Genomic DNA, 14,035 nt, shown 5'->3' with positions numbered 1-14,035 from the left:
ACAGCACGAGGGACCGAGGCGCGCAGCCGTCACGCGGCGGGGTCGAGGGCGGTGGTGCCCGTCGACGACCTCGGCGTGCCGGCCGGCATCCCGGATGCGATGGGCGACTCGCCGCCGAACCGGTTCCGGCCGGCGTGCAGCAGAACGGGGGTCTGCCGCGTTTGGGCATGGACCGGAAGTGTCGACCGGCGACGTGTCGTCGGGTCCAAGCTGGAGGGCTGATGATCTACAGACGGGCTCTGCTCGCCGCGGCGGTCGCCGCCGGTGTGGTGGCGCCGGCGGCGACCGTGAACGCGCCGGGTGCGGTCGCGGCGCCTGGCGCGTTCACGCCGGTGGGGCCGACCGTGACGCTGCTGACCGGTGACGAGGTCGCGCTCGGCGGCCCGGACGGGGCGAAGGTGCGTCCCGCCGAGGGCCGCGAGCACCTCACCTTCCACCTCCGCACGGACGTGCAAGGCGACATCCACGTGATCCCCGAGGACGCCGCGCTCGCGCTGGCGCGCGGGACGCTCGACCCGCGGTTGTTCGACGTCACCGAGCTGGCCCGCACCGGCTACGACGACGCCTCCCGCGACCGGCTGCCGCTGATCGTGGACTACCCGGGCGCCACCCCGCGCGCGGCGGGCGCCCAGGTCAGCCGCGAGCTGCCGGCCATGGGCGCCGCCGCCGTCTCGGTCGAGCGGTCGCCCGCCTACTGGGCCACCGCGCGCCAGGCCGAGCGGGTCTGGCTCGACGGGCCGGTCCGCGCGAGCGTCGAGCACTCGGCGCCGCAGATCGGCGCGCCGGACGCGTGGGCCGCCGGCCACACCGGGCAGGGCACGACGGTCGCCGTGCTCGACACCGGGATCGACGCCACCCACCCGGACCTGTCGGACGCGGTCGTGGGCGAGCGGAACTTCACCGACAGCGACACCGCCGACGACCGGCAGGGCCACGGCACGCACGTCGCCTCGACCATCACCGGCAACGGCGTGAGGCACCGTGGCGTGGCGCCGGACGCCAATCTGCTCAACGGGAAGGTCCTCGACGACTACGGCAGCGGCCTGGAGTCCTGGATCATCGCGGGCATGGAGTGGGCCGCGGGCAGCGGCGCCGACGTGGTGAACCTGAGCCTGGGCAGCAGCTCGCCGAGCGACGGCACCGACCCGATGTCCCGGGCGCTCGACCGGATCTCGGCCGAGACGGGCGTGCTGTTCGTGGTCGCCGCCGGCAACGACGGCCCCGCCGCCGGGACGATCGGCAGCCCCGGCGCGGCCGACGCCGCGCTGACCGTGGGCGCGGTCGACCGGGACGACCGGCTCGCCGACTTCTCCGGTCGCGGTCCCCGACTGCGGGACGGCGCGGTCAAACCCGAGATCACCGCCCCCGGTGTGGGCATCGTCGCGGCCAAGGCCAAGAACGGCCGCATCGGCGTCCCCGCCGGTGACGGCTACGTCGCCCTGTCCGGCACGTCGATGGCCACGCCGCACGTCGCGGGCGCCGCCGCCGTCCTCGCGGGCCGGCACCCCGACTGGCGAGCGGAGCAGCTCAAGGCCGGGCTCGTCGGCAGCGCCAGGCCGAACGACACGTCGACCGTCGCGGAGCAGGGCGCGGGCCGGGTCGACGTCGCCGCCGCCACCACGGCCGCGGTGTCCGCGACGCCGGCGAGCATCACCAACGGCATCGCCCAGTGGCCGCACGACGACGACCAGCCGGTCAGGACGACCCTGACCTACACCAACACCGGCGCCGAGCCGGTCAGGCTCGACCTCACGACCACCGGAGCGCCGTTCGCGGTCGAACCCGCTCGGCTGACCGTGCCGGCCGGCGGTCGGGCCGGCGCGACCGTCACCACCGACACCAGGGACGGCTCGGAGGAGAAGGTCCACAGTGGACTGGTCATCGCCACCGGCAACGGGCGGTCGGTGCGCACGCCGATCTCGGTGAACCGCGAACCGGAGAGCTACGACGTGACCGTGAAGTTCGTCGGGTTCGACGGCGCGCCGACCGACTTCCACACGGCGCGGCTCATCGACGTCGACCGCCCGCGGGAGTTCCCGCTGTACGACTCGTCCGGCACCGCCAGGATGCGGCTGCCGAAGGGCGAGTACTACTTCGACGCCACGATCGCGTTGCCGATCCCGGAGCTGCGCGACTTCCGCACCGCCGAGTTCGTCGAGCCGGCGCTGGACCTGACCCGGGACGTCGAGCTCGTCCTCGACGCGCGCGAGGCCGAGCCGGTCGGCTTCGACCTGGACAACCCGAAGGCGAAGCCCGGCAACGGCAAGGTGGTGTTCCAACGCGAGACCGCGTGGGGCGGCATCAAGGCGACGCAGTACCTGATGCGCGTCGGCGGCCGTGAGATGGGCGCGGTGAAGCCGGCCACCACCAGGAGCGACGCGTTCACGTTCACCGTGGAGCAGCGCCTGGCCGAGCGTGACGGCGAGTCGTTCACGGGCTCGTCGCTCTACCACGTCCGGCACGCGGAGAAGGGCACCGTGCCGGAGACGCTGCGGTGGCGCTACCGGGACCGGCAGTTCGCGAAGGTGCGTTCGGAGCACGCGGTCGCCACGTCCGGCCGGACCGGTCTGCGGGAGTCGTTCCTCCCCCTGCCGCTGCCCGGCGCGCTGACCGAGTACTACACGCCGGACGTGCCGTGGGACGGCGACTTCACCGAGATCGACGAGTCGGGTCAAGCGGTGTCGGGCACGTACCAGGTCGAGCCGAGGAGCTTCCCGCTCGACCGCACGACCGCGGAGCGCTGGAACGTCGGCGTGTTCGGGCCGTCGCTGCCACGAGGGCTGCACGGCCCGGCCGACTTCGCCGCCCGGATCGGCGACCGCTTCAGCTTCGCCGTGCCGACGGCCACCGACCAGGGCCGGGGCCGGATGAACTTCAGCTTCGACGTGGCCGGCACGACGACGCTCCTGCGTGACGGCCGGGTGATCGCCGAGCACCCGTACGACGGCATGGGCTGGTTCGACGCCGTGCCGGAGCGGGCGTCCTACACCCTGCGCACCACCACGACCCGGCCGTCGGACCGGTTGTCCACCGCGATCAGCGCGGAGTGGACGTTCACGTCCGAGCACAGCGGCGCGGAGGCGGTCGCGCTACCGCTGGTGGGGGTGAGGTTCGCACCGAACCTCGACCACCACAACGCGGCGCCGGCCGGGAAGCGGTTCACCATCCCGGTGTACGTCCAGCGCAACGGGAGCAGCGCGATCGGCACGGTCTCAGCACCGGTCGTAGAGGTGTCCTACGACGACGGCGCGACCTGGCGGCCGGCGGCGGTGTGGCGTGATCACGGTGGCTGGAAGGCGGCCGTCGACCACCCGGCGGGTGCGCGGTTCGTGTCGCTGCGGTCGAGCATCACCGATCCTGACGGCAACGGCCAGCGCCAGACGATCACCAGGGCGTACGCGCTGAAGTAGGAACCGCCACGCCACCGTGCCGGCCCCGCGCACTCGCGATACCGGGGCCGGCACGGCGGTCGCCCTGGAAGGGACCGAGTTCGAACGCGCGCCTCGCCGGGCCTGACGAGCGGTCACGTGACCGGTCAGCCGGGCGCGACCGCGCGGCGGACGCTGTCGCGCAGCAGGGCCCGGCGGCGGTCGTGGGTGGCGGCCGGTTCGTCGGCGGTGGCCGCGTAGACGTTGCTGACCGGCGACCAGGCCATCGACAGGGCGATGACCAGGGCCATCAGGTCGAACGGGTCGCCTGCCCGGACCAGCCCCGCCTCCTGCGCCTCGGCGATGGCCCGGAGCTTGCCGTCGTCGAGGCGGTCGGCGTCGTCGACGAGGTGGCCGGTGGGCCGGCGTTCCAGGCGGGCCCACGTGGCGAGCCGGATGAGGTCGGGCCGCCGCAGGTACTCGTCGTAGAGCCGCACGGCCCAGTCCGCCAGGTCGGCGGCGTCGATGGGCACGACGTTGACGATCCGCTCCAGCGAACCGGAGAAGATCGCGTCGAACAGCCCTTCCTTGCTGCCGAAGTAGGCGTAGAGCTGGGCCTTGTTGGTGCGTGCCGCGGCGATGATCCGCTCGATGCGGGCGCCGGCGATGCCGTGTTCGGCGAACTCGCGGGTGGCGACGTCGAGGATGCGCTGCCGCGTGGCCGCGCCGCGGGCGGTCAGCTGCTGGTCGGACATGGCCGAACTCTACAGACAGACCAGTTGGTTTGCTTTTCGCCCGATGCCTGCCTACCGTGAAACAGACCGAACAGTCTGTTTAAAGGAGCGTCATGAGGAGCACCACCGGCTGGCAGGCGCACGGCTCGACGGGCACGTTGCGCCGGGTCACGATCCCCCGGCGGGACCTCCGCCGCGACGACGTGGCGGTGCGCGTGGACTACTGCGGCGTCTGCCACACCGACCTGCACGCCGTCCGCGCGCACCGCGACGGGGACGTGCCGGCGCTCGTGCCGGGCCACGAGTTCACCGGCGTGGTGACCGAGACCGGTCCGGACGTGACCCGCTTCCGCGTCGGCGACCCCGTCGCCGTGGGCAACATCGTCGACTCCTGCGGAGCGTGCGCCATGTGCGCGGCGGGCCAGGAGAACTTCTGCCGCGAGTTCCCGACCCTGACCTACGGCGGCGTCGACCGCCACGACGGGTCCACCACGCTGGGCGGCTTCTCCCGCGAGTACGTCCTGCGCGACCGGTTCGCCTACCCGCTGCCCGCCGGACTGGACCCGGCCGCGGCGGCGCCACTGATGTGCGCCGGGATCACCGTGTGGGAACCGCTGCGGGCCCTCGGTGTCGGACCGGGCGCCCGCGTCGCGGTGAGCGGATTGGGCGGGCTGGGCCACCTCGCGGTCAAGTTCGCGGTGGCGCTCGGCGCCGAGGTCGCGGTCGTCAGCCGGTCGGCGGACCGCGCGGCCGAGGCGGCCCGGCTCGGCGCGCACGACCTCGTCGTCTCCACCGACCCCGACCGGATGGCCGCGGCCCGCGACCGGTTCGACGTCTTGATCGACACCATTCCCGTGCCCCACGACCTCGGCCCGTACCTGGGACTTCTCGCCCTGGACGGCACGCTCAGCCAGGTCGGCCACCTCGGGCCCGTCACCGTCCAGGCGCTCGACCTGCTCATCGGCCGCAAGAAGCTCGGCTCCGCCGGCAGCGGGGGCCGTCCGGCGACCGCGGCCATGCTCGACTTCTGCGCCGCCAACGACATCGCCGCCGACGTCGAACCGCTCCCGTCGGCCCGCGTCGCGGAGGCCCTCGACCGCCTGGGCCGCAACGACGTCCGCTACCGGTTCGTCCTCGACCTGTCCGACCTCTGAACTCGGGAGTGCCGGTTCTCCGTCCTCCGGTCGCCGGTTGCTAGCGTGACGCGGTGTCTGAGCGAGAGCACACCGGGCGGATCCTCGACGGCCGGTTCGAGCTGCTGGAGAGGCTGGGCAGCGGTGGGATGGGCACGGTCTGGCGCGCCCTCGACCTGGGGCTGCACCGCGAGGTGGCCATCAAGGAGGTCCGCCCGGCCGACGCCGACCAGGTCGACAGCGATCCCGCGACGGCCGCCCAGCTGCGGGAGCGCGTGCTGCGCGAGTCCCGCGCGCTCGCCCGTTTGCAGCACCCGAACGTCGTGTCGATCTACCAGATCATCGAGTCGGCCGACTCGCCGTACCCGTGGATCGTCATGGAGCTGGTCCGCGGCACGTCGCTCGACGCGCGCCTGAGCGACGGCGTGCTCAGCCCGAGCGACGCGGCGAGGATCGGGCGGGACGTGCTCGCGGCGCTGCGCTCGGCCCACTCCGCGGGCGTGATGCACCGCGACGTCAAGCCGGGCAACGTGCTGCTGCGGACGGACGGCAGCGCCGTGCTCACCGACTTCGGCATCGCCGCCCTCCAGGGCTCGACCCAGCTCACCGCGACCGGCGACGTGATCGGGTCGCCGGAGTACATCGCGCCGGAGCGGCTGCGCGGCGACGAGACGCACACCGCGTCGGACTTCTGGTCGCTCGCGATGCTGCTGTACGTGGCCGTCGAGGGCTACCACCCGATGCGCCGCGCGTCCACGATGGCGACCCTCGCCGCCGTGATGACCGAGCCGGTGCCGCCGCCGCGCCGGGCGGGCGCCCTCGCACCCGCGCTCAACGCGGCCCTGCGCAACGACCCGGCCGAACGGCCGACCGGCGAGGTGCTGGACCAGATGTTCGCCGCGGCCGAGCGCGACTCGCCTCCGCCGCTGGGCCCCCCGACGCCGGTGGGGTTCGCCGTCCCGGGGCCGCCGAGCGGTCCCCAGGCCCAGTACCCCCACTGGCCGACGCCGACGCCGACGCCGATGCCCGTCAGCGGGCCCCAGCCCCACGGCTACCCGCAGTCCTACCCCACCCCGCTGCCCAAGGCCCGCAAGCGGACGGGCGCCGTGGTGCTCTCCCTGGTCGGGGTGGCGCTGGTCGTCGCGACCGTGGTGCTGGTGAACCACCTCCGGGACGCGGACAACTCGGCGAAATCCCCCACGGGCACGACGACGACCGCGGCCACACAGCGGGATGTCGGCCTGCCCGGCGACCAGCCGACCACCGCGGGCACCGCGGCGAAGGTCGACCTGCTCACGCCGGCCGGCGCGCGGGAAGCGGTCGCCGCCCTCGGCGGGGTGATGGGCGGCACGATGGTGTCCGAGCTGACGCTGTGGCCGGACCACGCCACGGCCGTCGCACCGACCGCGGCGGTCGCGAACGGCTTCGACGACTTCGAGTACCGGGGCGGCAAGGCGACCAGGAAGGGCGCGGACGGGGTGGACGCCGACCGGCCGGTGATCGACCTGAACCAGGTGAACTGGGACGCCGTGCCCGCGCTGTTCGAGCAGGCGAACAAGGAGCTCGGCGTCCCGCAGCCGACCCTGCGGTACCTGATCGTCGACAGCGACATCATCGACGAGACGCCGTCGATCAAGGTGTACCTGATCGACGAGTACGGCGGCGCGTTCCTCCAGGCGAACCTGAAGGGCGAGGTGCAGAAGACCTACCCGCGCGGCAAGTGATCCCCCGTCGCGGGTCGGCTCCGGACGGAGCTGCCCCGCGAGTGGACGCCGGTGGGCTCGCCGCGCGGGCGAGCCCGCCGGTCGGTTCAGCGGTCGGTTCCCCTCACGGGTGCGGACAGGCCTTGCAGGTCGAGCAGGAGGTCCCGGACGTCGGTGGCGGCGATCCGGCCGTTCCGCTCGACCGAGTCCGGCGCGGCGGGGTCGGAGCACAGCAGCACCGGGCCGTCCTCGGCGCGGTCGGGGAGCCTGCCGTGCGTGCCCCGCACGCACGACGGGTCGAGCGGCACCACGTTCATCGCGTAGCGCAGGCCGAGCTTCTTGCGCGCGAGGTTGAGCCCGGCCTTGGCCTTGACGAGCGGGTCGTGCGGGTCGAAGAACAGCTCGGCCGGGTCGTAGCCCGGTTTGCGGTGGATCTCCACGCCACGCGCGAAGTCCGGCGCGCGGTCGTCGTCGGTCCAGTAGTAGTAGGTGAACCAGGCGTCCGGCTCGGCCACCGCGACCAGCTCGCCCGACCGCTCGTGGTCGAGGTGGACGCCGGCCTGCGCCGCGCGGTCGAGCACGGTGTCCACGCCGGGCAGCTCCGCCAGCACGGCTCGGGCGCGGGGCACGTCGGCCGGGTCGGCGACGTAGACGTGGGCGATCTGGTGGTCGGCCACCGCGAACGCCCGTGACGCCCACGGGTCCAGCAGCTCCATGCCGGCCTGGGTGTAGACCTCCAGCAGCCCGGCCCGGCGCAACGCCCGGTTGACGTCGACGGGCCGGCGCGCGGCCGTGAGGCCGTACTCCGACAGCGCCACGACGGTCGCGCCGGCTGCCTCGGCGTCGGCGAGCAGCGGTGCGAGCGCGGCGTCCACCTCGGCCGCCGCACGCGCGGCCTCGGGGCCCTCGGGTCCGAACCGCTGGAGGTCGTAGTCCAGGTGGGGCACGTAGACGAGCAGCAGGTCCGGGCGCTGCGACGCCAGCACGCGGCGGGCCGCGCCGACGATCCACTCGCTGGACTTCAAGGTCGCGGTCGGTCCCCAGTACTGGAACAGCGGGAACTCGCCCAGCTCGCCGACCAGCTCGTCGTGCAGCGCCGGCGGGCGGACGTAGGCGTCGGGCGACTTGCGGCCGTCGGCGTGGTAGATCGGCCGCGGGGTGATGGTGACGTCGGTCGACGCGCCCATGGCGTACCACCAGCAGACGTTCGCGGCGGTGTAGCCGGGATGGGCGCGGCGGGCGGTCTCCCAGAGCTTCTCGCCCTGGACGAGCCGGTTGTGCTGGCGCCACAGGTGGACCTCGCCGAGGTCGCGGAAGTACCAGCCGTTGCCGACGATGCCGTGCTGGGCCGGGGTGAGCCCGGTCAGCAGCGTCGACTGGGCGCTGCACGTCACAGCGGGCAGCACGGTGCCCAGCTCGGCCTGCCAGCCACGCCGGCCGAGCCGGGCGAGGTTGGGCATGTGCGGCAGCAACGCCGGCGTCAGGCCGACGACGTCGATGACCACCAGCGGTTTCATGGGGCGCCTCCGTCTCCGAGGTGGTCCGCCGCCCAGCGCAGTTCGGCGGCGATACCGGCGGCCAGGTCGTCGCCCGCGCCGGGCAGGACGGTCCACGTGTAGGTCTCGACCTCGACGTGCGGCATGGTGTCCGCGGTCGACCGGACCGCCTCCACCGCCGTCAGCAGCACGTCCGTGGTGGAGGTGAGCGGTGCGGTCGGTTGGTCGTGCAGGGGCACGTGGAAGTGCACCCGCCACGGGTGCGCGGCGGGCAGGTCGGTCAGCGCCTCGGGCAGGTCGTCGGCCGCGAGCACGCCGGTGGGCGCGTTCTCCCGGACCTGGTGCAGGTAGCGCGGCTCGACGAACGCCGCGATGGCCCGCCTGCCCTCCTCCGTGCCGGGCTCGGCGACCTCCAGCGCCGCCGACGCCTGCACCTTGACCACCGACAGGCCCGTCCCGCGGATGGCCTTGACCGCTTCGGCCGGGTCGGCGAAGGACACGGCCAGGTGGCAGGTGTCCAGGCAGATCCCGACGTGGTCGTGGTCGACGCGGTCGGCCAGCCACGCGACGGCGTCGGCGACGGTGTCGAGCACGCAGCCCGGCTCCGGTTCGACGGCCAGCCTGATCGGCCTGCCGTGCCGGGCCGCCTCGGCGCGCAGGCCACGCGCGACGGTGTCGAGCGCGGCCTGGGCGCGCACGTCGTCGTCGCCGGTCCACGGCTCGCGCCAGGCCAGCGGCAACGTGGAGATGCTGCCGTAGGAGGCGGAATCGGGCAGCAGGTCCGCGAGCACGGTCGCGCACGCGAGGGTGTACGAGGCGCGTCGCGGGTCGGTCCACGTCGGGTGGTAGACGGAGTGCTTGACGACCTCGTGGTGGAACCCGCCGTACGGGAACGCGTTGAGGGTGCTCACCTCCAGTCCCCTGGCCCGCAGGTCCGCCGCCAGGCGCCGGCGGGCCGCGCCGTCCTCCGCGAGGCCGCGCGCGACCGGTTCGGCCAGCCACAGCCCCAGCGCGAGGGCGTCGGCGCCGAGCGCTTCGCGCACCGGGACGGCGTAGCGGTCCAACTGGGCGACGACGCCGGCCAGGTCCTCGGCCGGGTGGACGTTGGTGCAGTACGCCGGGATCACGAGCCACCCCGCAGGATCGAGTTGCCCGCGAACGTCGGCGACGCGGCCGGCTCGTCCGGCTCGTCGAGCGCCAGCCGCCCGCTCTGGCCGTAGAACTCGACCGGGTTGCGCCACAGCACCTTGTCCACGTCGGACTCGTCGAACCCGGCCGCCAGCATCGCCAACCCGGTCTTGTGCGTCTTGAGCGGGTCGGACCGGCCCCAGTCGGCGGCGGAGTTCACCAGCACCCGGTCCGTGCCGTGCTCGACCAGCAGCGCCACCATCCTGGTCTCGTCCATCTTCGTGTCCGGGTAGATCGAGAAGCCCATCCAGCACCCGGAGTCGGCCACCGCGCGCACGGTCATCTCGTTCAGGTGGTCCACGAGCACCCGTTCCGGGGGCAGGCCCGATTCCCGGACGAGGTCGAGGGTGCGCGCCGTGCCGGCGGCCTTGTCCCGGTGGGGTGTGTGCACCAGCGCGGGCAGGTCGTGCTGCCGGGCCAGTTCCAGCTGCCGGGCGAACGCCTCGTCCTCCTCCGGGGTCATCGAGTCGTAGCCGATCTCGCCGACCGCGACCACGCCGTCCTTGGCGAGGTAGCGCGGCAGCACGTCGAGCACGGGGGTGCAGCGGGGATCGTTGGCTTCCTTGGGGTTCAGCGCGATGGCGCAGTGGTGCCGGATGCCGAACTGCGCCGCCCGGAACCTCTCCCAGCCGATCAGGGCGTCGAAGTAGTCGGTGAACGAGCCGACGTTCGTGCGCGGCTGACCCAGCCAGAACGCGGGCTCGACCACCGCCCGCACGCCGGCGGCGTGCATCGCCTCGTAGTCGTCCGTCGTCCGTGAGGTCATGTGGATGTGCGGGTCGAAGATGCGCATCAGGTCTGGCTCCTCAGCAGTTCGAGCGCGTCGCCGGGCACGGTGCGGCCCGCGGCCCGGCGTTCGTCGGCGAACGCGGCGACCATCCGCCGCAGCTCGGCGTCCGCGCGCCGGTCCAACCCGGCCACGGCGGCGAGGGGTATGTCCAGGAACAGGCACTTGAGCACGCCGTGCCGCCACGAGTGCGCGTCGAGGTGATCGGCGGCGAACGGACCGAGCGCCGCGGCGACGAGCCTGGTGTCGTTGGTGCGCAACGCGTCCTTGACGAGCTCGACACCGGCCGCGGGCGCCTCGTCCCCGACGGCGGCGAGCCCGCGCAGCACGCCACGGCGTTCCGCGTCGTCACCGAAGCGGTAGAGCGAGAGCAGCTCGGCCGCCAGCTCCTGCGGGCCGGTCGCCGACGCGAGCGCGGTCAGCAGTCGGGTGCGGGCCGCGTCGTCGACGGTCCCGTGCACGACGCCGAGCGGGTCGGCCTCGCCGCGCAACGCCTGCCTGCCGACGGCCCGGCCGACCGCGGGGAAGATCGACCGGATCGCCGTGGGATCGGCCCGCACCGCGCGCTCGGCCTCGGCCAGCCACGGGTGCTCCGGACCGGCCGACGCCTCGCTCGACGCACTCCCGGCCACCGCCCCAGGTCCAGGCGACGCCTCGTGTAGCCCGCTCCCGGCCATCGACCTCCCGGCCGACGCCTCGCTCGACGCGCTCCCGGCCACCGCCCCCAGCCCGGACGACGCCTCGCGCAGCGCGCTCATCGCGCGGCGCGCCACGTCCGGCGCGGCGTGGCTGTGGCGGGGCAGCTCGACACCGGCCAGCCCGGTGTAACCGATCTCGTCCAGCGCGGCGAGGGTGGCGGCCAGGTCCAGGTCGCCCTCCCCGAACTCCAGGTGCTCGTGCACGCCCGGCAGCATGTCGTCCAGCTGCACGTTGAGCAGCAGGTCGCCCGCGCGCCGGACGCACGCGGGCGCGTCCTCGGGTTCGACCGCGACGCAGTGCCCCACGTCGAGGGTGATCCCGAGCAGGGCGGGCGAACCGAGGTCGGCGCGCAGCCGCAGCGCCTGGTCGAGCCGTTCGACCAGCATCCCGGGTTCGGGTTCCAGCGCGAGCGGCACGCCGTGCCGGGCCGCGCCGTCGAGCACCGCCGAGACGCCCGACCTCATCCGCCGCCACGCCTCCTCGTCGTCCACGTCCGGTGGCACGATGCCGGACCAGAACGACACGCAGTCGGCACCGAGGTCGGCCGCGATCTCCACCGCGCGCGACAGGAAGTCCACCCGGACCTCCTGCTCGTCGCTCACCAGCGTCGGGTGGTGCTTGCGCCGCCGATCGAGCAGGAACCGCGCGCCGGTCTCCACCACGACACCGAGACCGAGCCGGTCCAGCCGCGCCGCCACCTTCTTGACCTGCTGCGCGAGGTCGGGTGCGAACGGGTCGAGGTGGTGGTGGTCGAGCGTGAGCGCCACCCCGGTGTAGCCGAGGTCGGCGATCACCGCGAGCGCGTCGTCCAGCCGGTGGTTGGCGAACCCGTTGGTGCCGTAGCCCAGGTGGTAGGTCATGTCGGCCCCACCTTCCGACCCAGCTTGCGGGCCAGCGGCAGCACCAGGGCGAGACCGGCGGCGACGGCCGGCGACCCGCTGCGCGCCACGAGGGCGCACTGCAGCGGCACCATGCCGTGGATGCCGTTCTTCGTGGCCGACCGGACGGTGCTCGCACCGGGGTCGCGCACCGCCGCCAACTGCGCACGGCCCACCGTGACCGCGTACGTGGCCGCGCCGGCGAGGGCGCCGAGCCGGTGCCGCCACGTCCGCCCCGGCCGGGCGATCGCCGCGACCGCCGTCGCCACCGTGCCGCCGAGCACCGCCTTCGCCGCACCGGCGGACGCGCCCCGCACCTCGCCGCGCGACAGCGCCGTCACGCCGAGCGTGTGCCCGGCCAGGACGGCGGCCGCCGGCAGGGCGCTCGCCGCCCGTTCCCGGCCCGCGCCGAGCGCCACGTCCAGACCTCGGCACGCGGCCATCGCCAGCGGTCCCGCCGCGGTGTCCTTCAGCACCGTGTCGTAGGACCACACCGCCACCGCCAACGGCACCGCGACCGCCACCGAGTCACGCCCACCGGCCAGCGCGGCGAGGCCGAGCCCGGTCGCGCTGAGGGCCACCGCGAAGGTCAATGCGGCACGAGGGCTGACGCGGCCGGACGGGATGGGCCGCTCCGGGCGTTCCACGGCGTCGAGCTCGCGGTCGGCCCAGTCGTTGAGCGCCATCCCGGACCAGTACAGCGCCACCGACGACAGCGGCAGCAGCAAGCGCCTGCCCCGCAACGGCACACCGGCCGCCGCCGCGCCCGCCAGGGTGTCACCGAGCACGGTCAGCGCGGCCGGCGCGCGGACCAGCTCCGCGTACGCCCTCACGCCAGCTCACCCGCCCACCGGTACAGCTCACGGGTCTGCTCGGCGAACCGGTGCTCGTCGCTGCCCAGCGGGTCCTTGAAGAAGAACCCGAGCGCGCCCAGCGCACCCACCTCGCCGGCCGCGTGCGCCGCCGCCACCAGCCGGGTCAGGTCCAGCACGAGCGGCGCGGCCAGCGAGGAGTCGAGCCCCGTCCAGGTCAGCTGCAGCGACATCCGCACGCCGAGGAACCCCTCGAACGACACGTGGTCCCACGCCGTCTTCTGCTCGCCCAGGTCGGGCACGTTGTCGATGTGCAGCGGCGCGGTGACGTCCTCACCCAGCAACGCCGCCAGCCCGCGTCCCTTCGACTCCAGCTTGCTGTCGGCGTGCGCCGGGTCCTCCAGCGTCGCGCCGTCGCCGCCGCCGAGCAGGTTCGTGCCCGCCCACGACCGCACCCGCAACGCCCGCGCGGTGAACATCGGCGCGAGCACCGTGCGCAGCAACGTCTCCCCCGTCTTGCCGTCGCGCCCCGCGTACGGCAGCCGTTCGCGGTGGGCCAGCTCGTCCAGCGCGGGCAGCGCGATCCCGGTGGACGGGGTGAAGTCCACGAACGGGCAACCCGCGCGCAACGCCGCGTACGCCGCCACCGAACTGGGCGGCAGCACCGCGCGCGCCGGGTCGGCCAGCGCTTCCTCCAACAACGCCAGGTCGCCGTGCTCGGGCGCGGCGGGCACGGGCGGTTCGGTCGAGGACACGTTCACCACCACGACCCGCGCGAGACCGCGCCGCTCGCGGAAGTCGGTGATGTCGGCGGCCAGCCGGCGGGCCGCCTCCGCCTGGCTGCCCCGGTGCGTCACCGGGTGGTAGCCGGGCCGGACCTCGGCGTCGGCCGCGTGCAGGCCGTCCGCGATCGCGCCGAGCAGGCGGTGCGGCAGCACGCCGCTGTCCACCAGCTGCTCGGCGCGCTTGACCAGGGGTGTGTCGACGACGTCGTGCCCGCCGACGACCAGGTCGTGCCAGCCCGGCATGGGGACACCGGCCAGCTCTGGTCGTCCGGTCACGCAGCCGGTCGGCGGCGCCAGGCCGGCGCGCAGCGCCAGCAGCCCGCTCATCGCCGTCGTCGCGACCGATCCGCGTGCCCCGATCAGCCACAGCCCGGTGGGTTCGTCCGTCATTGGCCACCCTCCTTCGCCCGCTCACTCAACATCCGGTCACCGAACGGTGCCGGGACGCGGAC

General features: G+C 74.2%; 10 protein-coding genes. 3 read left to right on the top strand and 7 right to left on the bottom strand.

Features of this window, described 5'->3' with window-relative positions; translation table 11 throughout:
- Nucleotides 1–221: 221 nt before the first annotated feature.
- Nucleotides 222–3,410: a S8 family serine peptidase gene (locus tag ABTZ99_RS17615; protein ID WP_499612279.1), complete on the top strand. Its 3,189-nt coding sequence runs from the start codon at nt 222–224 to the stop codon at nt 3,408–3,410.
- A gap of 125 nt (nt 3,411–3,535) precedes the next feature.
- Here ABTZ99_RS17615 and ABTZ99_RS17610 read toward each other — a convergent pair whose 3' ends face one another.
- A complete protein-coding gene (locus ABTZ99_RS17610; protein WP_498782874.1) occupies nt 3,536–4,123 on the bottom strand; it encodes a TetR/AcrR family transcriptional regulator in 588 nt (195 codons plus the stop codon).
- 92 nt (nt 4,124–4,215) lie between these two features.
- Here ABTZ99_RS17610 and ABTZ99_RS17605 point away from each other — a divergent pair, with 92 nt between their 5' ends.
- Nucleotides 4,216–5,256 carry an NAD(P)-dependent alcohol dehydrogenase gene (locus ABTZ99_RS17605; RefSeq protein WP_498782872.1) on the top strand — a complete coding sequence of 347 codons (1,041 nt, stop codon included), beginning with the start codon at nt 4,216–4,218 and terminating at the stop codon, nt 5,254–5,256.
- A 53-nt stretch (nt 5,257–5,309) separates the two neighbouring features.
- Nucleotides 5,310–6,959 (top strand): serine/threonine-protein kinase, encoded by a 1,650-nt coding sequence (locus ABTZ99_RS17600; protein ID WP_499612277.1) that lies wholly within the window; start codon nt 5,310–5,312, stop codon nt 6,957–6,959.
- A gap of 86 nt (nt 6,960–7,045) precedes the next feature.
- Here ABTZ99_RS17600 and ABTZ99_RS17595 read toward each other — a convergent pair whose 3' ends face one another.
- From ABTZ99_RS17595 to ABTZ99_RS17570, 6 genes are read right to left on the bottom strand one after another with little or no spacing between them, the layout of a single operon-like run.
- Complete coding sequence (locus ABTZ99_RS17595; RefSeq protein WP_499612275.1) at nt 7,046–8,455, bottom strand: alkaline phosphatase family protein; 1,410 nt, start codon at nt 8,453–8,455, stop codon at nt 7,046–7,048.
- Nucleotides 8,452–9,558, bottom strand: coding sequence for a metabolite traffic protein EboE (gene eboE / locus ABTZ99_RS17590; RefSeq protein WP_498782932.1), 1,107 nt, complete (start codon nt 9,556–9,558; stop codon nt 8,452–8,454). Before eboE ends, ABTZ99_RS17595 begins: the two co-directional genes overlap by 4 nt.
- Complete coding sequence (locus ABTZ99_RS17585) at nt 9,558–10,415, bottom strand: TatD family hydrolase (protein WP_498782867.1); 858 nt, start codon at nt 10,413–10,415, stop codon at nt 9,558–9,560. The genes eboE and ABTZ99_RS17585 overlap by 1 nt, the downstream gene beginning before the upstream one ends.
- Nucleotides 10,415–11,968 carry an EboA domain-containing protein gene (locus tag ABTZ99_RS17580; RefSeq protein ID WP_499612273.1) on the bottom strand — a complete coding sequence of 518 codons (1,554 nt, stop codon included), beginning with the start codon at nt 11,966–11,968 and terminating at the stop codon, nt 10,415–10,417. The genes ABTZ99_RS17585 and ABTZ99_RS17580 overlap by 1 nt, the downstream gene beginning before the upstream one ends.
- A complete protein-coding gene (locus ABTZ99_RS17575) occupies nt 11,965–12,819 on the bottom strand; it encodes an SCO3242 family prenyltransferase (protein WP_498782863.1) in 855 nt (284 codons plus the stop codon). The genes ABTZ99_RS17580 and ABTZ99_RS17575 overlap by 4 nt, the downstream gene beginning before the upstream one ends.
- Nucleotides 12,816–13,973: an inositol-3-phosphate synthase gene (locus ABTZ99_RS17570; RefSeq protein ID WP_498782861.1), complete on the bottom strand. Its 1,158-nt coding sequence runs from the start codon at nt 13,971–13,973 to the stop codon at nt 12,816–12,818. Before ABTZ99_RS17570 ends, ABTZ99_RS17575 begins: the two co-directional genes overlap by 4 nt.
- Nucleotides 13,974–14,035: the final 62 nt, after the last annotated feature.

The sequence above is a fragment of the Actinosynnema sp. NPDC002837 genome, from assembly GCF_040295345.1.
Classification (GTDB): domain Bacteria; phylum Actinomycetota; class Actinomycetes; order Mycobacteriales; family Pseudonocardiaceae; genus Actinosynnema.
The sequence above is the reverse complement of the archived record's forward strand: the minus strand, read 5'-3'. Positions and strand labels throughout refer to the sequence as shown.